Annotated in this window: 17 protein-coding genes; 12 read left to right on the top strand and 5 right to left on the bottom strand. The window is 70.3% G+C overall.

What is annotated here, in order from left to right; genetic code table 11:
• Positions 1-41: 41 nt before the first annotated feature.
• Together tssB and tssA are read right to left on the bottom strand one after the other, a co-directional pair.
• Complete coding sequence (gene tssB / locus AC07RV_RS44255) at positions 42-560, bottom strand: type VI secretion system contractile sheath small subunit (protein ID WP_093350860.1); 519 nt, start codon at positions 558-560, stop codon at positions 42-44.
• 88 nt (positions 561-648) lie between these two features.
• Complete coding sequence (gene tssA / locus AC07RV_RS44250; RefSeq protein ID WP_296781248.1) at positions 649-1,680, bottom strand: type VI secretion system protein TssA; 1,032 nt, start codon at positions 1,678-1,680, stop codon at positions 649-651.
• A gap of 137 nt (positions 1,681-1,817) precedes the next feature.
• Between tssA and tssJ the strand changes: the two genes are divergently transcribed.
• Positions 1,818-2,294, top strand: coding sequence for a type VI secretion system lipoprotein TssJ (gene tssJ / locus AC07RV_RS44245; protein ID WP_296781247.1), 477 nt, complete (start codon positions 1,818-1,820; stop codon positions 2,292-2,294).
• 29 nt (positions 2,295-2,323) lie between these two features.
• On the opposite strand, the gene AC07RV_RS44240 is transcribed toward tssJ, so the two are convergent.
• Together AC07RV_RS44240 and AC07RV_RS44235 are read right to left on the bottom strand one after the other, a co-directional pair.
• Positions 2,324-3,523 (bottom strand): type VI secretion protein IcmF/TssM N-terminal domain-containing protein, encoded by a 1,200-nt coding sequence (locus AC07RV_RS44240; RefSeq protein WP_296781246.1) that lies wholly within the window; start codon positions 3,521-3,523, stop codon positions 2,324-2,326.
• A gap of 16 nt (positions 3,524-3,539) precedes the next feature.
• Positions 3,540-4,871, bottom strand: coding sequence for a DotU family type IV/VI secretion system protein (locus AC07RV_RS44235; protein ID WP_296781245.1), 1,332 nt, complete (start codon positions 4,869-4,871; stop codon positions 3,540-3,542).
• A 302-nt stretch (positions 4,872-5,173) separates the two neighbouring features.
• Here AC07RV_RS44235 and AC07RV_RS44230 point away from each other — a divergent pair, with 302 nt between their 5' ends.
• Positions 5,174-5,854, top strand: coding sequence for a response regulator transcription factor (locus AC07RV_RS44230; RefSeq protein WP_093350872.1), 681 nt, complete (start codon positions 5,174-5,176; stop codon positions 5,852-5,854).
• A gap of 36 nt (positions 5,855-5,890) precedes the next feature.
• Here AC07RV_RS44230 and AC07RV_RS44225 read toward each other — a convergent pair whose 3' ends face one another.
• A complete protein-coding gene (locus tag AC07RV_RS44225) occupies positions 5,891-7,702 on the bottom strand; it encodes an acyclic terpene utilization AtuA family protein (protein ID WP_296781244.1) in 1,812 nt (603 codons plus the stop codon).
• A gap of 153 nt (positions 7,703-7,855) precedes the next feature.
• Between AC07RV_RS44225 and AC07RV_RS44220 the strand changes: the two genes are divergently transcribed.
• The 10 genes from AC07RV_RS44220 (at position 7,856) to AC07RV_RS44175 (ending at position 20,209) form a co-directional block, all read left to right on the top strand.
• Positions 7,856-9,031 carry an acyl-CoA dehydrogenase family protein gene (locus AC07RV_RS44220; protein ID WP_296781243.1) on the top strand — a complete coding sequence of 392 codons (1,176 nt, stop codon included), beginning with the start codon at positions 7,856-7,858 and terminating at the stop codon, positions 9,029-9,031.
• Positions 9,032-9,055: 24 nt separating this feature from the next.
• Positions 9,056-9,889, top strand: a complete 834-nt coding sequence (locus AC07RV_RS44215; RefSeq protein WP_296781242.1) for a TIGR03084 family metal-binding protein — start codon at positions 9,056-9,058, stop codon at positions 9,887-9,889.
• Positions 9,886-10,785 carry a phosphatidylglycerol lysyltransferase domain-containing protein gene (locus AC07RV_RS44210; RefSeq protein WP_296781241.1) on the top strand — a complete coding sequence of 300 codons (900 nt, stop codon included), beginning with the start codon at positions 9,886-9,888 and terminating at the stop codon, positions 10,783-10,785. Before AC07RV_RS44215 ends, AC07RV_RS44210 begins: the two co-directional genes overlap by 4 nt.
• A 67-nt stretch (positions 10,786-10,852) precedes the next feature.
• Positions 10,853-11,761: an amidohydrolase family protein gene (locus AC07RV_RS44205; protein ID WP_296781240.1), complete on the top strand. Its 909-nt coding sequence runs from the start codon at positions 10,853-10,855 to the stop codon at positions 11,759-11,761.
• A gap of 69 nt (positions 11,762-11,830) precedes the next feature.
• On the top strand, positions 11,831-13,453 hold the full coding sequence (locus AC07RV_RS44200; RefSeq protein ID WP_296781239.1) for an acyl-CoA carboxylase subunit beta: 1,623 nt from the start codon (positions 11,831-11,833) through the stop codon (positions 13,451-13,453).
• A 17-nt stretch (positions 13,454-13,470) separates the two neighbouring features.
• Positions 13,471-15,456, top strand: coding sequence for an acetyl-CoA carboxylase biotin carboxylase subunit (locus AC07RV_RS44195; RefSeq protein ID WP_296781238.1), 1,986 nt, complete (start codon positions 13,471-13,473; stop codon positions 15,454-15,456).
• On the top strand, positions 15,453-16,229 hold the full coding sequence (locus AC07RV_RS44190; protein WP_296781237.1) for an enoyl-CoA hydratase/isomerase family protein: 777 nt from the start codon (positions 15,453-15,455) through the stop codon (positions 16,227-16,229). Before AC07RV_RS44195 ends, AC07RV_RS44190 begins: the two co-directional genes overlap by 4 nt.
• 533 nt (positions 16,230-16,762) lie before the next feature.
• Positions 16,763-18,166 carry a substrate-binding domain-containing protein gene (locus AC07RV_RS44185; RefSeq protein ID WP_296781236.1) on the top strand — a complete coding sequence of 468 codons (1,404 nt, stop codon included), beginning with the start codon at positions 16,763-16,765 and terminating at the stop codon, positions 18,164-18,166.
• 151 nt (positions 18,167-18,317) lie between these two features.
• The gene (locus AC07RV_RS44180; protein WP_296781235.1) at positions 18,318-19,574 is read left to right on the top strand and encodes a substrate-binding domain-containing protein; all 1,257 of its coding nucleotides are present in this window, start codon (positions 18,318-18,320) and stop codon (positions 19,572-19,574) included.
• A gap of 8 nt (positions 19,575-19,582) precedes the next feature.
• On the top strand, positions 19,583-20,209 hold the full coding sequence (locus AC07RV_RS44175; RefSeq protein ID WP_296781234.1) for a transposase: 627 nt from the start codon (positions 19,583-19,585) through the stop codon (positions 20,207-20,209).
• The last annotated feature ends 110 nt before the right edge of the window (positions 20,210-20,319 follow it).

Raw genomic sequence — 20,319 nt, 5'->3', positions numbered from 1 at the left:
CTCCTCGTGAACCGGATGTGGAAGTCGGAATGGGACAGGGATCAGGCGGCCGGCGGGGTGGTGCCGTCCTCGGGCTTCTTGGTCGCGGCCAGCGACTGCAGCAGCGCCGGGTCCTCGAGCACCTTGGCCAGCAGTTCCTCGGCGCCGTTCTTGCCGTCCATGTAGGTGACGAGGTTCGACAGCTGGGTGCGCGCCTCGAGCAGCTTGTTGAGCGCGCCGACCTTGCGCGCCACGGCGGCGGGCGAGAAGTCCTCCATGTTCTCGAAGGTCAGCTCGACCTTGAGCTCGCCCTCGCCGGTCAGCGAGTTCTCGACCGCAAAGGCCGCGCGCGGCTTCATGGCCTTCATGCGCGAGTCGAAGTTGTCGACGTCGAACTCGAGGAACTTGCGGTCGGTCACGGGCGCCAGCGGGTCGGCGGGCTTGCCCGACAGGTCGGCCAGCACGCCCATCACGAAGGGCAGCTGGATCTTCTTCTCGGCGCCGTAGAGTTCGACGTCGTATTCGATCTGCACCCGGGGCGCCCGGTTGCGGGCGATGAATTTCTGACTGCTCTTGGCCATGGCGATGCTCCTTGCGGGGGTGAAACGGGGTGGGTCGATCCAGGGATGGAAAGGGGAGGGGACGAGGGGGAGAGGCGGCGCAACGGCCTCAGTCCGAGGCGCGGCGGCCGGTCACGTTCTCGATCGTGTCGAGCGCGTTCGGCGCGAGGTTGGCCATGATCTCGAGGAAGCTCACGCCGATCAGCTTCTTGGCGCGCTCGATCAATAGCGGCGCGGGATTGCCGGGTTCGGTGGTCTCGAGGAAGCGGATCACGCGGTCGAGCATCTTCAGCGCGTCCTCGCGGGTCTGGATCTCGCCGCGCGCGGCCGCGGGGCGTGCACCGCCTCCGCCCGCGGCAGCTTCGCCGCCATCTTCCGGGCCCGCCGCGCCGGCTTCCTCGGGCACGCCGATCGCGGCGCCGCAGGCCTTCTGCATGGTGCGCGCGATGGTGCGCAGCGCGCCCAGGTCGATGGCATCGGAACGGCCGGTGCGCTCCACCAGCAGCGCCTGCAGCTGGTCGATCAGGGCCGGCGCGCCGATCGCGGCCTCGATGCGCTCGGGCTGCGCGGCCTGCAGGGCCTCGAGGCCGGCCTGCAGCTGCGGCGCGGAGTAGAGCGGCTCGCCGTTCGCCGCGAGCGTGCCCTGGACCACCGCGATGTCGCGCACGCGGATCGAGCCCACGCCAGGCGCCGCCCCCACCTGGGCGTCGTAGAGGTCGCGCAGCACCATGGTCTCGTCGTTCAACGGCGCGAGCGCGTTCAGGCGCATCGTCGGATCGTTGTCGTCGTCGGCATCGAGCGTTGGATGTATGCCGTCCCAGAAGCGGTCGAGCAATCCGGTCAAAAGGCGCAGGCCGGCGACGAAGCCGGGCACGCCCTGCAACCGGGTGGCGGCACGCAGCATCAGCACGGCGGCGCGCACGTCCTTGCTGCGGCGCAGGATCGCGTCGGACTGCTCGGCCACGCTGCGCCAGTCCGGCTCCACCGCGGGAATGACGGTGTCGCCGAACTGCTGTTCGGGCTTGCCCTGCGACGCGGTCACGAGCGCGGTGAAGTCCGCGTCGTACTCGAGGTCGGTGCCGCTCGGCGCGCTGTCGCCGATCGGTGTGAGCAGTGCATCTGCGAGTTCGTTGGTGAGCATGTTGCCTGTTGAATGTGGCTGGTGATAATCAAAGATGCCTCTCAACCGGTCAATGCAACGAAGGGAATAGCATGCGAGCGCTCGGTACACACCATTCGTCCTATGGAGGCCTTCCGGCCACGGCTTCGCGCCGGCACGTGGCGGCCTTCGGCCTCGCTGCCGCGGCGCTCTTTCTCGCGGGCTGCGCGAGCAAGCCGCCCCCCGAAGTGAAGACGCCCGTGTCGCTGACGCTGGTGGCGGGCCCCGATGCCAATCCCGACGCGCGCGGCCGCGCATCGCCGCTCACGGTGCGCGCCTACGTGCTCAAGACGCCGGGCGCCTTCGAGAGCGCCGACTTCTTCTCGCTGTTCGAGAAGGACCAGGCCACGCTCGGCGCCGAGCTGGTGCAGCGTGAGGAGACGCTGCTGCGCCCCGGCGAGAGCCGCAAGTTCGATTTCGTGCTGCAGCCCGACGCCAAGATGATCGGCGTGATGGGCGCGTTCCGCGACCTCGACCGCGCGCGCTGGCGCGAGGTGCGGCCGCTCGAGGTCGGCAAGATCAACACCATCACCGTGACCTACGGCGCGCGCCAGATCCGCATCGATCAGAAGGCGGAGCCGATCAAGGAGAAGTAGGCGCCGCGCGGCGCGGGATCGGGCGGCGCTCACATCGCGTCCAGGCCCGTGTCGCGGTCCGCGGGCGGCAGCCGGCCGGGGCGCACCAGCGAGGCATCCGCCGGCAGGAAGCGATGGAACAGGTCGCCCGTGAAGGCGCCATTGCCGCCCGCCGCGCCGCCGGCCACCGTCAGGTAGAGGCCGCGCCAGCGCAATCCCCGGGCCTCGCGCGCCTTGCGGCCATGGCTGTCGAACAGCGCCTCGGCCGTCAGCCTGAGCCCCGGCTGCAGGCTTCGCACCCCCTCCACGAACGAATGCACCGCGAGCCGGCCCGAAGCGCCCGACTGCTCGCGCAGCAATCCCATGCGCAGCGCATGCAGCCGCGCGGCGATCGGCTCGAACACCGCATCGAGCCGCTCGGCGGCGCTGCCGGCATCGGGCATCGGCTGTTCCGCCGCCAGCCGATGGCCCAGGGCCTGCGCCAGCACCTCGGGCGGCAGCGTGCCGCGCAGCGCGCCATAGCCTTCGAGCCCTTCGAGGCCCGTGACCACGAGGTAGAACGGCAACTGCAGCCGCAGGGTGCGGCCGGCCTCCTCGACCAGCCGGCGCAGCCGCGCGATGCGCATGCGGAAGGCGATCGCGTCGGCCGGCGCGTCGCGCAGCGCCTGCGCCCCGATGCAGGCCACGATGCCGTGCAGCGGCAGATGCTCGCGGCGCTCGGCCAGCGCCAGCAGCGCCGCGAGCCAGAGGGCGCGCGACTGCGGCGCGTCGGCCGGGTCCTCGAGCACGCGCGCATCGATCTCGATGGCGGCCATGGCGCCGCCGGTCCACCAGCGCCAGCCGCTGCGCACCGGGCCGGTCGGCGCGTCGTCCGACGGGTCCGCATCGAGCGGCGAGGCGGCGAGCAGCCCCGGCAGGTCGGCGGCCGCATCGCCGAGGAACAGCAGCCATGGCGCGCTCGGCGTCGCGCCGCGGCCGAAATCCTCGTCATCGAGGCTCTCGCCGGCGGCACGCGGGCGCGGCGCCAGCCGCAGCCGCTGCTGCGCGCGCGCCATCGCCTCGTGCAGGCGCTCGACGGCCTGCGCATCGGCCGCGCGCGAGGGCGGCCGCAGCGTGGCGATGCGCTGTTGCAGCGCACGCCGGCGCGCGCCGCGCCCGGCATCGCGCACCACGGCGCAGAGCACCGCGAAGCCGAGCGCGCACAGCGCGAGCAGCGGCCAGAAGAGGTGGGCGGGCGGCAGGGTGTGCATGGCGGCGGCGCGCGCGTCAGCGCGCCTCGGTCTCGAGGAACACGAAGTCGGCGATCAGCCGGTCGCCGCCCTTGTTGGCCGCGAGCGCCTCGCGCAGCTGCAGCAGGTAGGCCGAAGCCAGTTCGAACGGCGGCCGGTCGGCGGTTTCGTGGAAGGGCATCGGCGAGGAGATCACGGTCACCAGCACGCTGCCGAAGGGCGGGCTCACGAGCCAGCTCGAGGGGATGTCGCGCCCGAGCTCGAGCTTCTCGCCGGCGTGCAGGCGGGTCGGCGCGCGGCCCGCGTTGAGGTGCATCACCGAGCCGTCGGCGGTGTAGTAGTCGACCCACAGCACGCTGTCGTGGCGCGGCGCGGTCACCTCCACGCGCACGGTGTCGCCCTCGCGCAGGCGGCGCTGCCGCGCGGAGGGCAGGTCCAGCCCGAGACCGTAGGCCTTGTCGGCATTGCGTGCCTGGTAGGGCTTGAGGATCGCGAACACCTCGCAGTGCGGCCACACGCGCACGCCGAGCTCGAAGCGCGGCGCCTTCACGCCCGGCAGCTGGCCCACGTCGTGCTGCACGTTGGCCACGTCGGCCGGCAGCGAGACGAAGCCGCTGACCTTGAGCGTGCCCCCGGCTTCCACCGCCACCGCGAGGTCGGCGCAGGCATAGCTCTGCAGCTGCTGCTCGACGCGCTGCGCGAGGTCGGCCTCGGGCCGCGGCGCGCCCGCCAGCCAGGCCCACAGCAGGTAGAGCAGCGGCACCAGCAGCGCCAGCGCCGCGCTCGCGCGCAGCAGCGAGCGGTCGCGCCGGTGCATGTCGATCGGGGCCGGCGGGTCGGGCCCGTCGTAGGGCTGGGGCGTGATGTGCTGCTGCGCGAGGCTGCCGAGCGCGAGCGGCTGCTGCCGCAACTGGCGCCCGTGCAGGTCCTTGAGCTTGCCGAGCTCGCCGCGGTCGCCGTGCTCGAAGTAGTACTGACCCTTGAAGCCCAGCGCCAGCGCATGCCAGTAGACCTCGCGCACCTCGTCGTCGCGCGCGCCCAGCGCCGACAGGTGGTGGAAGAACTCGCTGTGGGCATTGTTCGAGGCGAACAGCTGCACCTGCAGCGGCGCCGCGCCCTGGCCCGCGCCCGGGTGGCGCGCGAGGATCTCGTCGATCCAGGCGACCATCGCGAAGGCCGCCGATTCGAGCTGCGCGGGCAGAAGCGGCGTGGCCGCGGCGCGCGCGCGTTCGCGCGCCGCGTCGAGCAGCTGGCGGGCCTGGATCTGCGCGGCGTCGTGCGCGAGCGCGGGACGGTTCGCGGCGATCGCGGCATCGAGCGCGAGCCCGAACGAGACGAAGGCCGAATAGCAGTCGATCAGGCGGGCCATGAAGACACGCGCGCCGGCTCAGGCCGCGGCGAGGCGCGCAGGCAGCGCGGGGCGCCGCACGAGAGATGCCCTGCACCGGCGCCTGCTTCGTTGGCACATGCCCATGTCTCGCTTCCTTCGGGTTGGCGATCATTCTTCTCAGCGGCCCCGGGGGGCGCCATATCGCTTGGGGCCTATGCCGTTCGTGGAGCGCGCCAGCCTTGCTGCGCGGGGCATTCGCCGGTATCGTCGGCGGTCGCTGAGTCAATGCACGCTGGGGCGAGCTTCGTGACCCCTTCTCAAGCGTTGAAAGGCCTTAAGTCATGAAAATTCTGATCGCCGACGACCACCGGCTTGTCATCGAAGCGGTCAAGGCCAAGTTGTCCGAGCTGGAGCCCGGCATCGAGTTCGTGCTGGTCATGAGCGTCGACGAGCTGCTCGCCGGTGCCACCGACGACCTCGACCTGGCATTGATCGACCTCAACATGCCCGGCGCCGACGGGCAGGCCCACATCGACGAGATCCGCCGCCGCCATCCGGCCGTGCCGGTGATCGTGCTGTCGGGCTACGAGGACCCGGCCATCATGCGCGCCGCCCTCGAGCGCGGCGTGCTCGGCTTCATTCCCAAGGCCTATTCGCCCGAGGTCATGCTGTCGGCCGTGCGGCTGGTGCTGGCCGGCGGCGTCTACGTGCCCCCGATGATGCTGACCGCGCTGCCGCCCGGCATCGTGGCCGGCGTGGCGCCGCAGCCCGGCGCCGACACCGCGCGCGCGCCGGCCTCCTCGCAGACGCTCGAGCACTTGCGCAACGTGCTGACCGAGCGGCAGGTCGAGGTGCTGCAGCTGCTGTCGCAGGGCAAGCCCAACAAGCTGATCGGCCGCAGCCTCGGCATCAGCGAGGGCACGGTCAAGATCCACCTCGCGGCGATCTTCCGCGCGCTCAACGTGCGCAACCGCACCGAGGCGGTGGTGGCGGCGCAGGCCTTGACCGAAGCGCAGGCCTGACCCAGGCCCGAGACCGTTCGGGCCGCCCCTCTCGTTTCAGCGCCGTTGCGCCGCCTGCGCCACCGCGCGCGGCACCTTCACCCGCATGTCGAGCAGCATCTGCCCCATGCCCTTGCCCAGCGGGTCCATGCGCATCGACGAGGGCCCGCCGCCGTCGAGCGCCCCGTGCAGCAGCAGGTTCATCGCCGCGATGCCCGGCAGGTGGAAGCGCTCGACCTTGCCGTGCACCAGGTGCGCGAAGTAGGCGCCCACCGCCTCGGGCGTGACGCGCGACCACAGCAGCGGCAGCCACTCGGGCCGGCGCGCCACCAGGCCGATGTTCGAGAGGTCGCCCTTGTCGCCGCTGCGGGCCCAGGCCAGGTCGATGAGCCGCAGCTCGACCTGTTCGCCGCCGTCGTCGGCACAGGGCGGCGGTTCCGCCATCGGCGGCGCGGCGCCATCGCCCGCGCCCGTCGGGATCGCCACGGCCCGTCGCTCGCCATCGATCGCGAACGCGACCGGCACCTGCTCCTTGGCGAGCAGGAACGCGAAGGGCTTGACCAGCGGCGACACCGAGGGCCGGCCGCCACCGGGCCCCGTGGTGCCCGGTGACCACGAGGTGCCCGCGGGCGCGATCTCGCGCGCGAAGATCTCGAGCGCGGCCTTCTGCGGATGGTCGACCGCCACGCGCATCATCGCCTCGCGCACGCCGTGGGTGCGCGCATGCGGGCCATAGAGCGTCTCGGCGCCGATCGCCTCGATGTGGCTGCGCGTGAAGGGCGGCAGGCCCAGGCGCGCGAGGATGCCGCCGGTGCGCTCGAGGATCGCCTCGGCCGTGCGCCGCGCCTTGCGCTCGGCATCGATGCCCACGATCACCAGGCTGCCCGCGCAGCGGAAGCCGTCGAGCTGCGTGGCCGAGACCTTGTAGGCCGGCGTCGGCGCACGGCCGCGCGCGGGGCCCACGCGCACGCGGTCGGGGCCCTCCTGCTCGATCGTCACGGCGCGGAAATCGCAGCTCACGTCGGGCAGCAGGTAGGCGCCCGGGTCGCCGATCTCGTAGAGCAGCTGCTCGGCCACCGCGGCGCGGATCACCTTGCCGCCCGTGCCCTCGGGCTTGGTCACGACGAAGCTGCCGTCGGCCTGGCATTCGACGATCGGGTAGCCGATGTTCGCCCAGTCGGGGATGTCTTCCCAGTCGGTGTGCAGGCCGCCCGTGGCCTGGCAGCCGCATTCGATGATGTGGCCCGCGAGGCTGCCCGAGGCCAGCCGGTCGAAGTCGCCGGGCTGCCAGCCGAACTCGTGCATCAGCGGGCCGAGCGTGACCGCGCTGTCGACGCAGCGGCCCGTGATCACCACGTCGGCGCCCGCGGCCAGCGCGGCGGCGATCGGCAGCGCGCCCAGGTAGGCGTTGGCGCTCAGCACCTTCTCGGGCAGGGCCTCGCCCGTGAACATGTCGCGCGTGCCCGCGGCACGCAGTTCGGCCATGCGCGCGCCGAGGTCGTCGCCCTCGACCACCGCGATGCGCAGCGGCACGCCCTGGGCCTCGGCCAGTGCGCGCAGCGCGGCGGCGCAGCCCTGCGGATGGATGCCGCCCGCGTTGCTCACCACCTTGATGCCCTGGCGCTTGATCTCGGCGAGCACCGGCTTCATCGCGATCTCGACGAAGTCGGTGGCGTAGCCGAGCTCGGGCTTCTTCGCGCGCGCCGCGGCCAGGATCGCCATCGTGGTCTCGGCCAGGTAGTCGAACACCAGGTAGTCGAGCCGGCCGTGCTGCACGAGCTGCGGCGCGGCCACCATGCTGTCGCCCCAGAAGCCCGAGGCGCCGCCGATGCGGACGGTCTTGGTCGGTGCGGCGGTGGATGAAGGCATGGCGGTCCTCGGTGGCGGATGGAAGGGCCAGCTTAGCGAGACGGGCGCGGCGCGGCTTGCGTCGAGTCGCTGCGCCTCGCGTCGCCGGGCGCAGCCTGTTGGCGCAAGACCCGTGGAGCGCCCGCCGCTAGCCTCGTGCGCCAAGGAGACACCATGGAATTCCTGGACGCCCCACCGCTGCCCTTCTACTTCTCCGCCGAGCACGAAGCCTTCCGTGCCGGCCTGCGCGCCTTCGTGGCCCGCGAGATCGCGCCCTTCGTGACCGAATGGGACGAGGCCGAGACCTTCCCGCGCGAGCTCTACCGGCGCGCGGCCGGGCTCGGCGTGCTGGGCCTGGGCTATCCCGAGGCGCTCGGCGGCACGCCGGCCGACCTGTTCTATCAATTGATCGTGGCCGAGGAATTCGCGCGCTGCGGCGCGGGCGGCGTGCAGGCCTCGCTGAACTCGCACAGCATCGCGCTGCCGCCGATCCTCAAGGCCGGCAGCGAGGACCTCAAGCAGCGCGTGATCCCGCCCGTGCTGGCCGGCGAGAAGATCGCCGCGCTCGCGATCACCGAGCCCTCGGGCGGTTCCGACGTCGCGGCGCTTCGGACCACCGCGGTGCGCGACGGCGACCACTACGTGGTCAACGGCGAGAAGACCTTCATCACCTCGGGCGTGCGCGCCGACTTCATCACCACCGCCGTGCGCACCGATCCCGCGAACAAGGGCGCGGGCGGCATCTCGCTGCTGGTGATCGAGGGCGACACGCCGGGGCTCGCGCGCACGTCGCTCAAGAAAATGGGCTGGTGGAGCTCCGACACCGCGCACCTGCGCTTCGAGAACTGCCGCGTGCCCGCGCGCAACCTGGTGGGCACGGAGAACCAGGGCTTCAGGCTCGTTATGAACAACTTCAACGGCGAGCGCCTGCTGATGTCGGCGCTGGCCTGCGGCTTCGCCGAGGTCTGCCTCGAGGAGGCGGTGGACTGGGCGCGGCAGCGCGTGACCTTCGGCGTGCCGCTGGCCGAGCGCCAGGTGGTGCGCCACAAGCTCATGGACATGACCCTGCGCGTCGATGCCGCGCGCACCCTGGTCTACGACCTGGCCTACCGCATCGAGCACGGCCTGGCCGATCCGGCGAAACTCGTGGCACGCGTGTGCCTCGCGAAGGTGCAGGCGACCCAGGCCATGCAGTTCTGCGCCGACCAGGCGGTGCAGTTGCTGGGCGGCATGGGCTTCATGCGCGGCACGCGCAGCGAACGCATCTACCGCGAGGTCAAGGTGATGATGATCGGCGGCGGATCGGAAGAGATCATGAAGGACCTGGCGGCCCGGCAGCTCGGGCTCTGAAGAACGAGAAGGACAACGCCCACGATGAACGATTCGACGAACGGCCCCAACGCCGAGACCGCGCGCGACCTGCGCGACGAATACACCGACCTCGCCGCGCTGTGCGCCACGCTCACGCCCGAACAGTGGCGCGCGCCCAGCGTGTTCTACGGCTGGTCGCCCTGGGACGAAATCGCCCACCTGTGCTTCTTCGACCAGACCTCGATGCTCGCGCTGAACGACCCCGCGGCCTTCGTGCGCGATGCCGCGGCGCTCAACGCGCAGTTCGCGCAGGGCCGCGAGATCAGTTCGCTGGCGCGCGAGAAGTACGGCTCGCTCGACGGCCCCGCGATGCTCGCGCTGTGGCAGCCGATCTCGATGCAGCTGGCCGACGCGCTCGCGGTGCTCGACCCGAAGGCGCGGCTGCCCTGGTACGGGCCGATGATGAGCGCGCGCTCGTTCGCGACCGCGCGCCTGATGGAGACCTGGGCCCATGGCCAGGACATCTGGGACCTGATGCGCCGGCGCCGGCCGGCCAGCGCGCGGCTGCGCCACATCGCCCACATCGGCGCCACCACCTTCGGCTGGACCTTCGTCAATCGCCAGCTGCCGGTGCCCGAGCCCGCGCCCTTCATCGAGCTCGATGCGCCCGGCGGCCAGACCTGGTGCTGGGGCGATCCGGCCTCGGCGGAGTCGGTGCGCGGCGATGCGCTCGACTTCTGCCTGGTCGTGACCCAGCGCCGCCACCTCGCCGACACCGCGCTGCGCTGCACGCGGGGCAGCGCCACGCAGTGGCTGTCGATCGCCCAGTGCTTCGCGGGGCCGCCGGCCGATCCGCCGGCGCCGGGCGTGCGCGCGGTGGTCTACGACGCCGCATGAGCGCCGCGCCGGGGCGGCCGCTGTCGCTGTCGCTGCGCGAGGCGATCGAGCCGGCGCTCGCGCGGCTGCGCGCGGGCAGCGGCGAAGGCTGCCTGTCGGACCTGACGTTCTCGAACCTCTGGCTGTTCCGCGCGGCCCACGACTACCGCTACATCGGGCCCGAAGACGACGGCTGGCCGCGCATTTCGGGCCGCACCTACGACGGCACGCGCCACCTGGCCCCGCTGTTCGCGCTGCCAGAGGCACCACCCGAGGCGCTGGCCACGATGCTCGAAGACCACGACTGCTTCTACCCGCTGTCGCGGCGCGACGTCGAAGGCCTGAGCGCCGACCGCTTCGCACTGAGCGCCTCGCCCGACGACGCCGACTACCTCTACGACGCCAGCCGCTTCGCCGACTACGCCGGCCGCGCGCTGGCCTGGAAGCGCAGCCAGGTGCGGCAGCTGCTCGCGCAGTGCACGCCGCGCGCCGAGGCCTTCGGTCCCGCTTCGGCCGGTGCCGCGCTGCGCGTGCTCGAGGCCTGGATGGCGCAGAAGGGCAAGGCCGCGGGCGAAGCCGACGAGGCGCCGTGCCGCGCAGCCATCGCCGATGCGGCGGCGCTCGGGCTCGAGGGCTTCGTGCACTTCGCGCACGATGAGCCGCTGGGCTTCGTGCTCGCGCAGGAACTGCAGCCCGGCGTGTTCGCGATGCGCTTCGCCAAGGGGCTCGACAGCCACGCGGGCATCTACCCGCACATGTTTCAGCACTTCTGCCAGCAGTTCGAGGCCCGGTTCGGCCGGCCGGTGCGCTGGCTCAACTTCGAGCAGGACATGGGCATCGCGGGCTTCCGGCGCAGCAAGCGTTCGTACGCGCCGGCGGCGATGGTGCAGAAGTTCAGGGCACGGTTATTGCGCTGAGCCGGCGTGGCGACGGGTATTCTTCCGCCGCCCACCGTACCGACCGCATCCGCCGCGAGGAGCCCGCATGACCCGGACCACCGATTCCCTTCATCGACGCTGGACGCGCGCCGCGCTGGTCGCTGTCGCCGCCGGCCTCGCATTCGCGGCCCACGCGGCCGACTACACCGGCCCGCTGTTCGACACCCACCTGCACTACAACGAGGAGGCCTGGAACGGCAGCAGCGGCCCGTTCCCGCCGGCCGAGGCGCTCGCGCGCATGCAGCGCAACGGCGTGCGCGCCATCGTCGGCAACTCGCGGCCCAACGACGGCACGCGCACGCTCGCGGCGCTGCGCGAGACCCGCGAGGCCGGCGTCACCGTGGTGCCCTTCGTGCGGCTGTACCGCAACCGCGCCGACTACAACAACTGGTTCCGCGACGAGAGCATCCACGAGATGGTGCTGGCCGAACTCGAGCGCGGCACCGCGAGCGGGCCCTACCGCGGCATCGGCGAGTTCCATCTCTACGAGAGCGCCAATGCCAACGGCCCGGTCGCGAAGAAGCTGATGGCGCTGGCCGAGCGCAGGCAGCTCGCCGTGCTCGCGCACGTGGACGACGAGGCGGTCGACCTGCTGATGGCGAACACGCCGAGCCAGGGCCGCGACACGCGGCTGATCTGGGCCCACACCGGCATCGGCGGCACGCCGGTGGCGCGCGTGCGCCAGATGCTCGAGCGCTATCCGAAGCTGATGGGCGAGCTGTCGTACCGCCCGGGCCTGGTCTGCGAGGGCGGCACGCTGTGCGCGCCGTGGCGCGAGCTGATCCTGGCCTTTCCCGACCGTTTCCTGATCGGCTCCGACACCTGGGTCAACCAGCGCTGGAGCGCCTACGACGAGCTGATGCGCGGCTACCGCGGCTGGCTCGGCGAGCTGCCGCCCGCGGTGGCGCAGCGCGTTGCGTGGGACAACGCGGCCGGGCTGTTCGGCGTGCGCTGATCCCCAGCCACTGGGCACAAGACGCCCCGGGAGGCGCTGCCTAAGCTGCCATGGACTCTTCCGCAGACCATGGCCACCATCGAATCGACCCTCTCCCCCCACGGCGAAGCCTTCCAGGCCAATCGCGCCCACATGCTCGCGCTGCTCGAGCGCGTACGCGGCTGCGAGCAGCGCGCCGCCGCCACCTCGGAGCGCTCGCGCGAACGCTTCGAGAAACGCGGCCAGCTGCTGCCGCGCGAGCGGCTGTCGCTGCTGCTCGACCCCGGCACGCCCTTCCTCGAACTCTGCTCGCTCGCCGGGCTGGGCCTGGACAACCCCGACCTCGACAAGAGCGTGCCCGGCGGCGGCGTGATCGCGGGCATCGGCCAGGTCTCGGGCCTGCGCGTGATGGTCAATGCCTCCGACTCGGGCATCGACGCCGGCGCGCTGCAGCCCATGGGCATCCCGAAGCAGCTGCGCATCCAGGAGCTCGCGCTCGAGAACCGGCTGCCCTACGTGCAGCTGGTCGAGAGCGCGGGCGCCAACCTCATGACCTACAAGGTCGAGGAATTCGTGACCGGCGGCAGCCTGTTCCGCAACCTCGCGCGGCTGTCGGCCGCCGGCCTGCCGGTGCTGACCGTCACGCACGGTCCCTCGACCGCGGGCGGCGCCTACCAGACCGGCCTGTCGGACTACATCGTGATGGTGCGCGACCGCTCGCGCGCCTTCCTCGCGGGGCCGCCGCTCTTGAAGGCCGCCACGGGCGAGATCGCGACCGAGGAGGAACTGGGCGGCGCGCTCATGCACAGCTCGGTGTCGGGGCTCGGTGACTACCTGGCCGAGGACGACCGCGACGCGATCCGCATCGCGCGCGAGATCCTCGCCCACATCGATTGGAACCGCGAGCTGCCGGCGCCGCCGCCGCGCCGCTTCAAGCCGCCGCGCTTCGATGCCGAGGAGCTGCTGGGCATCATGCCGGCCGACCTCAAGCGGCCGGTCGACATGAAGCAGGTGATCGCGCGCATCGCCGACGACTCCGAGTTCCTCGAGTTCGGCGCCGGCTACGGCAGCGCCACCGTGGTCGGCCACTTCAAGATCGAAGGGCTGCCCGTGGGCGTGGTCACCAACAACGGCCCGATCGACAACGCGGGCGCCACCAAGGCCGCCCATTTCATCCAGGCCTGCTGCCAGTCGCGCACGCCGATCCTCTACCTGCAGAACACCACCGGCTTCATGGTCGGGCGCGCGCACGAGGAGGGTGGGATGATCAAGCACGGCTCGAAGATGATCCAGGCCGTGACCAACGCGACCGTGCCGCAGATCACCATCCATTGCGGCGCTTCGTTCGGCGCCGGCAACTACGGCATGTGCGGGCGCGGCTTCCATCCGCGCTTCTGCTTCTCGTGGCCCAACGCGCGCACCGCGGTGATGGGCGGCGAGCAGGCGGCGCAGACCATGGTCAACGTGACCGAGGCCGCGATGCGGCGCAAGGGCGGCGAGGTCGACCGCGCGAAGCTCGCGGAGATGGAGCGCCGCATCGTCGAGCGCTTCGACAGCCAGATGAGCGTGTTCACCACCAGCGCGCACGTGCTCGACGACGGCGTGATCGATCCGCGCGACACGCGTGCCGTGCTCGCGAAGCTGCTGGCCGTGTGCCGCGAGGCCGAACTGCGCGAGCCGCAGCCGATGCAGTTCTCGGTGGCGCGGCCATGAGCGAGGGGGAGCAGTCCATGACCCAGGCCACGCCCTTCCACAAGATCCTGATCGCCAACCGCGGCGAGATCGCGCTGCGCGTGATGCGCAGCGCGCGTGCCCTCGGCTACCGCACGGTGGCGGTGTATTCGAGCGCCGATGCCGGCGCGCGCCACGTGCGCGAGGCCGACCAGGCCGTGTGCATCGGCGAGGCGCTGCCCGCGCAGTCCTACCTGCGCATCGAGGCCATCGTCGAGGCCGCGCGCCGCACCGGCGCCGACGCGGTGCACCCGGGCTACGGCTTCCTGGCCGAGAACGCCGCCTTCGCGCGCGCCTGCAGGGAGGCCGGTCTGGTCTTCATCGGCCCCTCGGCCGAAGCCATCGAGGCCATGGGCCACAAGGCCGGCGCCAAGGCGCTGATGCAGGCCGCGGGCGTGCCCTGCATTCCGGGCTACCAGGGCGAGGACCAGGGCGAGGAACGGCTCGCGCAGGAGGCCGCGCGCATCGGCTTCCCGGTGATGATCAAGGCCACGGCCGGCGGCGGCGGGCGCGGCATGCGGCTGGTGCCGTCGGCCGAGGAATTCGCGCCCCTGCTGCGCAGCGCGCGCTCGGAGGCGCAGAGCGCCTTCGGCGATCCCGGGGTGATCCTCGAGCGCGCGATCGCGCAGCCGCGGCACATCGAGATCCAGGTCTTCGCCGACCGCCACGGCCATGCGATCCACCTGGGCGAGCGCGACTGCTCGGTGCAGCGGCGGCACCAGAAGCTGGTCGAGGAGGCGCCCTCGCCGGCGGTGGACGGCGCGCTGCGCGAACGCATGGGCGCGGCCGCGGTGGCGGCCGTGAAGGCGATCCGTTACGAAGGCGCGGGCACGCTCGAGTTCCTGCTCGACGGCGGCGGCAACTTCTACTTCATGGAGATGAACACGCGGCTGCAGGTCGAGCATCCGGTGACCGAGGCCGTGACCGGCCTCGACCTGGTGGAGCTGCAACTGCGCGTGGCCGCGGGCGAGCCGCTGCCGCTCGCGCAGCAGGACGTGCGCTTCGAGGGCCATGCGATCGAGGTGCGGCTGTGCGCGGAAGATGCGGCGCAGGGCTTCGTGCCGCAGAGCGGCACGCTCGCGCTGTGGCGGATGCCGCCGCAACTGCGTGCCGAGCATGCGCTGCATTCGGGCGCCGAGGTGCCGCCGTACTACGACTCGATGATCGCCAAGCTCGTGGCCCACGGCCGCACGCGCGAGGAAGCGCGGCGCAAGCTGGCCACGGGGCTCGAGGACGCGGTGGCGCTGGGCGTGACGACCAACCAGGCCTTCCTGCGCGCCTGCCTCGTGCACCCGGTGTTCGCGGCGGGCGGTGCCACCACGGCCTTCATCGGCGAGCACCAGGCGGCGCTGCTGCAGGCCGACGAGGCCGCGGCCGAACGCGCGGCCGCGGTCGCGGCGGTGCTGCTGTACGAGCGCGCCGACGACACGCAGGCGCGGCGGCTGCCGCACAAGCTGCCGATCTCGCTGCGCTTCGAACTCGCGGGGCAGGTGCGGCATGCGAGCGTCGCGTTGATCGCGTCGCGCCGGTTCCAGGTCAGGCTCGATGCGCAGGCCTTTGCGATCGAGCTGATCGAGCACGGCGACGACAGCGTGCGCTTCGCCTGCGATGGCGTGCACGAGAGCGCCGCGTACTGGCGCGACGGCACCCAGCTGTGGCTGCAGTACCGCGACCGTGCGCTGCGCATCGAGGACACCACGCGCGCGGCCTCCGCGCGCCAGGGCGGCGCGGGCGGCGGCGACGGCAAGCTGCGCGCCTCCATGAACGGCCGCGTGGTCGCGGTGCTGGTCGAGCCCGGCCAGGTCGTGCGCGCGGGGCAGCCGCTGCTCACGCTCGAGGCGATGAAGATGGAGCATGTGCATGCCGCGCCGGTCAGCGGCCGGCTGGCCGCGCTGCATGTGCGCATCGGCGACCAGGTCGAGGCGCGCCGCGTCGTGGCCGAGATCGAGGTCGATGCCCCCGTTGCCGAAGGAGCCGCGCCATGAGCACCTCCGCCGTATTGCACGAGAAGCGCGACCGCGCCTTCTGGATCACCATCAATCGTCCCGACAAGCGCAATGCGCTCAACGCGGAGGTGGTGGCCGGCCTGCGCGAAGGCTGGCGCCTTGCGCATGCCGATCCCGAAGTGCGCGCCATCGTGCTGACCGGCGCGGGCGAGAAGGCCTTCTGCGCCGGCGGCGACCTGCAGCCCGGCGCGGGCTTCGCGTTCGACCTCGCGCAGCCCACGCTCGACTACGCCGACCTGCTGCGCGAGACGCAGGCCGGCACCCTGCCGAGCATCGCGCGCATCAACGGCAGCTGCATGGCCGGCGGCATCGGCCTCCTGTGCATGACCGACCTCGCGGTGGCCGCCGACACGGTGCAGTTCGGCCTGCCCGAAGTGAAGATCGGCCTGTTCCCGATGCAGGTGCTGAGCCTGCTGCAGCGCATCGTGCCGCGCCGTACCCTGCGCGAGTGGTGCCTGAGCGGCGAGCCCTTCGGCGCGGCCGAGGCGAAGGAAGCCGGTCTGCTGAACCACGTGGTGCCGGCCGACGCACTCGATGCGAAGACGCAATGGCTGCTCGAGCGCCTGACCGACAAGTCGCCGACCGCGATCCGCCGCGGCAAGTACGCGATGCGCGCGCTCGAGGCCATGTCCTTCGACGAAGGCATCGCCTTCACCGAGGGGCAGATCGCACTGCTCGCGGGCACGCAGGATGCGAAGGAAGGGCTGGCCTCGTTCAACGAGAAGCGCAGGCCGGTCTGGACCGGGCGCTGAGCGCTTCGCACGCGCATCGCCGATGCGCCGAATCGATGACCGGACGCAATGTCCGGAATTAGCGCCGGCGCATTGAACGTCTGGCGAAAACATTGCTCCGAGATGTTGTGTTCGGCAACGGCATGTCAATTCGATGCCGATTCGGCGCATTGCGCGCTGCATGCCGGGTTGGCGTGAGTCTCCGGATCGGGACTCGAAAACGAGTCCAAAAGCGCTCATGTCCAAAGATGTTCGGGTGTCTCTTCTCGATGTTCGGGAAGACGGCGCATCGGATGCCCGTTTCCGGACGGTGACAACCCCGCGCGTGACGCCCGCCTGTCGGTGTGGGCGTCGGAATTTTGATTCGAAGAATCAACGGGTTAGCCGATTTTTCCCGAGGGCCCGGCACGCCTTTCGCCGTCCTCGGCCGTCCTCCCCGCCTCGTTTTTTTCACCGAAAAGTTCGGGTGAAATTGAAGCCGTGTTCCGGTGAATTTTTCAACTGAGCGTCATCGACGATCTTCAAACTTGATTTGTCGCCAAGGCAATGGCGGCATGTTGATTCAAGGGTATTGGGACGCTGTATTTGTCGGCGGAGAGGTGCCCGAGATCTGCTCATTCGGTTCTTATTTTTTCTCAAACTTTTTCAGTTTGTTTAGGAGCAATTCGATGATTTCCGTTAATTTCAAGCGCAACGCGCTGTCGGCGCTGGTCGCAGTCGGTGTGATGACCATGGCAGCTGCTGCTTCGGCCGCGGTCGTGGGTGGCGGCGCAACGTTGCCCGAAGAGCTTTATGGCAAGGCAAAGTTTCCCACCAGCTCCACCGGCATTCTGAACAAGACGCCGGCACCGGGCTTCAACACCTATGTCGGCATCGGCAGCGGCGGCGGCAAGAACTCGTTCTTCCAGAACAATTCGAACCTGCTGGTCTGGGACCATGATGGCAACCCCGCCACTGCGAACGTGCCGTTCTACTCCACGCCCGTGACGGTCGACTACGCCGGTAGCGACTCGCTGGTTACCGCCGCGGAACAAACCGCCTACGACAACCACACCACGCTGGGCAAGACGAGCTTCGGCCGCCTGATCCAGGTGCCGACCGTCCTGACCTCGGTGACCGTGCCCTACAACATCTCGGGCCGTACCTCGGTGAACCTGACCAGCGCCCAGCTGGCACAGATCTTCGCTGACCCGACCATCACCAACTGGAACCAGGTGACCGGCTTCTCGACCCTGAACCAGCCGATCAAGGTCATCTACCGCGCCGAAAGCAGCGGCACGTCCGAGATCTTCCTGCGTCACCTGAACTCGGTGAACAGCACGCTGGTGCCTTCGGTCAACAGCACCTTCTCGTCGGTGGTGAACGTCAGCAACACCAGCAAGTACGTCGCCGCGACCGGCAGCGACGGCGTCGTGGCCGCCCTGGCCGCCAACCCCTACTCGATCACCTACGTGAGCCCGGACAAGCTCGGCGCGCCGCTCGGTACGCTGACCCCGGCCCAGCTCGCCGCCAAGGTCGTGGCCATCACCCGCACGATCAGCGGCACGACGAGCAACCTGCTGCCGACCGAAGTGAACGTGACGGCTGCGATGACCGGCATCAACCCCCCGGCCCTCGCGTCGGCTCCCGCTGTGGATTGGGGCATCGGCGCTGGCTCGACCGCTGCAGCCCTGGCGAACCCCTCGCAAGGCTATCCGATCGTTGGTGCAACCAACCTGATCTTCAGCCAGTGCTATGCAGACGTGAGCTCGGGTGGTGACCGGGACAAGGTCCGTCAGTTCCTCGCTCAACACTACGCCCCGACTTCCACGGTCAATGACGCCGATATCGCCGCGCATTCGTTCATCAAGCTGCCGTCCAACTGGAGGACCGCGATCTACAACGCGTTCTTCACCTCGACCAGCCCGGAAAGCGTCGGCTACACGAGCATCTGCACCGGCAAGGGCCGCCCGCTCTGAGCATGATGTCTGAGGTTTGATGGGATGCCCGCGAGGCTTGGCGTCGCGGGCCCCTTTCAACCTTTCGTTCGGGCCGGCCAGGCATTCATGTCTGGCCGGCCTTCGAGTTTTCAGGCCGGTATCGATCGCCTCATGGCTCGAGGAGTGGTCAATGAAATTCCCTGTCTTCCAGTGCAAGGCGCTGCTCGTCGTCGGTGCGATGACGTGGGCCCTTGCCGCATCGGCCCAGGTCGTGGGTGGCGGTGGAACCTTGCCCGAAGGTCTCTATGGCAAGGCGCAGTTTCCTGTCGGTTCCACGGGCATCCTGAACAGGACGCCGGTTCCCGGCTTCAACGCCTATGTCGGCGTGGGAAGCGGCGCGGGCAAGAGCGCGTTCTTCCAGAACAACTCGAACTTGCTGGTCTGGAACCATGACGCCAACGCGTCGACGCCGAACGTGCCGTTCTACCCGACGCCGGTGACCGTGGATTACGCCGGCAGCGACTCGGTGGTGACCGTCGCCGAAGAAACCGCCTATGACGCGCACCCCACGCTGGGCAGGGCGAGCTTCGGCCCATTGATCCAGGTTCCGGTCGTTCTCGCGGCGGTGACCGTGCCCTACAACATCCCGGGCCGCAGCTCGATGAACCTGACCAGTGCCCAGCTGGCACAGATATTCGCCGACCCGACCATCACCCACTGGAACCAGGTCGCCGGCTTCTCGATCCTGAACCAGCCGATCAAGGTCATCTATCGCGCCGAAAGCAGCGGCACGACCGAAATATTCCTGCGCCACCTCAACGCCGTGAACAACACGCTGGTGCCTTCGGTCGGCAGCACCTATGCGTCGGTCGTGAACGTCGGCAACGCCAGCAAGTACATCCCCGTGACCGGCAGCGATGGCGTGATGGCGGCCCTGCTGGCCACTCCCTATGCGATCGCCTACGTGAGCCCGGAGAGGGTGGCCCTCGGCGACCCGACCAAGGTCGTGGCGATCAGCCGCGCGAGCGGCGGCGTGCTGCAGAATTTTCTGCCGTCGCAGGTGGACGTCGCGGCGGCGCTCGGCACCCCGGCCAGTGCGGGCGCCATCCTCCCCCCGACCGGGGCGGCTGCGACGCAGGCCCGCAACTGGGGCATCGGCTATGTGGTCTCCGGCGTGAGTCCGCTGGCCAATCCCTCGCGCGGTTATCCGATCGTGGGTGCGACCCACCTGATCTTCAGCCAGTGCTATGCCAGCGCGGCCGACAACACCCGGATTCGCAACTTCTTCGCCCAGCACTACGGCAGCGCGAGCGGCGACGTCGTGCATCCCTTCATCAAGCTGCCGGCCCACTGGCGCACGGCCATCTACAACACCTTCTTCGCCACCAACAGCGTGCAGCGCATCGGCAACCCGGACGTGTGCACCGGCAAAGGCCGCCCGATCTGAGACGGATGATGAAAGAGAAAAAACCGAGATTCAACATCCCCTACGGCCAGCCCAGCAGCATCCCGATGCATGCCCTGGACAAGGAGCTGTCGAAGCAGGCCGAGATCGCGCAGACCACGCCGGTGCTGGTCGACCGCTATGGCGAGCCCTGGGTCTGGATCGTCTCGCATGCCTTGTGGCTCGAGAACGACGGGCTCGAGGCCTTCGTGCAGAGCGAGCACGGGCTGGTCGATCTGCGCACGGCGATCGATGGCCTGCTGTCGGATGACGATCCGGTGCTCGACGAGCTCAGCGCCCAATGCGCGAGCGTCGCCGATGCGCGGATCATCGTGCGCGCCTGGCTGCTGCAGATCGTCTATTCGCTGCCCGACCCCAAGCGCGTGCGCCAGGGCCTGGGCTACAACATGCTGTGGCGCTGGTTCGTCGGCTATCTGCTGCGCTCCGAGCCGCTGCCCGAGCCGCGCGCCTTCGTCCAGGACATGAACAAGGTCAGCGCCCATTCGCATGTGGTGGGCATCGTCTTCCGCTGCCTGGCCAACAGTGCGTTGCTCCAGGGCGGCTCCGAGGAATTCCGCATCAATCACGGCCTGCTGCGCACCTTGCGGGCCCAGCATCTCGACCCGATGGGCCGTTGACGCGTGCGCGAAGCTAGGGCCTGTTAACACTATGCAAGGGGTCGCGAAGCTCGCCAAAGCCCGCCCATCAAGGCGCGCGACGACGCGTGTGCGTCCGCACACGCTAGGAG

The organism is Variovorax sp. GW821-FHT09B01 (genome assembly GCF_059418345.1).
Note: the sequence above shows the minus strand (reverse complement) of the source record. Positions and strands in the feature narration are given on the sequence as shown.

What these genes read in the sequence shown, in the direction of transcription:
- tssB (WP_093350860.1), bottom strand. Translation starts at nt 560, where the DNA reads ATGGCCAAGAGCAGTCAGAAATTCATCGCCCGCAACCGGGCGCCCCGG.
- tssA (WP_296781248.1), bottom strand. Translation starts at nt 1,680, where the DNA reads ATGCTCACCAACGAACTCGCAGATGCACTGCTCACACCGATCGGCGAC.
- AC07RV_RS44240 (WP_296781246.1), bottom strand. Translation starts at nt 3,523, where the DNA reads ATGCACACCCTGCCGCCCGCCCACCTCTTCTGGCCGCTGCTCGCGCTG.
- AC07RV_RS44235 (WP_296781245.1), bottom strand. Translation starts at nt 4,871, where the DNA reads ATGGCCCGCCTGATCGACTGCTATTCGGCCTTCGTCTCGTTCGGGCTC.
- AC07RV_RS44230 (WP_093350872.1), top strand. Translation starts at nt 5,174, where the DNA reads ATGAAAATTCTGATCGCCGACGACCACCGGCTTGTCATCGAAGCGGTC.
- AC07RV_RS44225 (WP_296781244.1), bottom strand. Translation starts at nt 7,702, where the DNA reads ATGCCTTCATCCACCGCCGCACCGACCAAGACCGTCCGCATCGGCGGC.
- AC07RV_RS44220 (WP_296781243.1), top strand. Translation starts at nt 7,856, where the DNA reads ATGGAATTCCTGGACGCCCCACCGCTGCCCTTCTACTTCTCCGCCGAG.
- AC07RV_RS44215 (WP_296781242.1), top strand. Translation starts at nt 9,056, where the DNA reads ATGAACGATTCGACGAACGGCCCCAACGCCGAGACCGCGCGCGACCTG.
- AC07RV_RS44210 (WP_296781241.1), top strand. Translation starts at nt 9,886, where the DNA reads ATGAGCGCCGCGCCGGGGCGGCCGCTGTCGCTGTCGCTGCGCGAGGCG.
- AC07RV_RS44205 (WP_296781240.1), top strand. Translation starts at nt 10,853, where the DNA reads ATGACCCGGACCACCGATTCCCTTCATCGACGCTGGACGCGCGCCGCG.
- AC07RV_RS44200 (WP_296781239.1), top strand. Translation starts at nt 11,831, where the DNA reads ATGGCCACCATCGAATCGACCCTCTCCCCCCACGGCGAAGCCTTCCAG.
- AC07RV_RS44195 (WP_296781238.1), top strand. Translation starts at nt 13,471, where the DNA reads ATGACCCAGGCCACGCCCTTCCACAAGATCCTGATCGCCAACCGCGGC.
- AC07RV_RS44190 (WP_296781237.1), top strand. Translation starts at nt 15,453, where the DNA reads ATGAGCACCTCCGCCGTATTGCACGAGAAGCGCGACCGCGCCTTCTGG.
- AC07RV_RS44185 (WP_296781236.1), top strand. Translation starts at nt 16,763, where the DNA reads ATGTTGATTCAAGGGTATTGGGACGCTGTATTTGTCGGCGGAGAGGTG.
- AC07RV_RS44180 (WP_296781235.1), top strand. Translation starts at nt 18,318, where the DNA reads ATGAAATTCCCTGTCTTCCAGTGCAAGGCGCTGCTCGTCGTCGGTGCG.
- AC07RV_RS44175 (WP_296781234.1), top strand. Translation starts at nt 19,583, where the DNA reads ATGAAAGAGAAAAAACCGAGATTCAACATCCCCTACGGCCAGCCCAGC.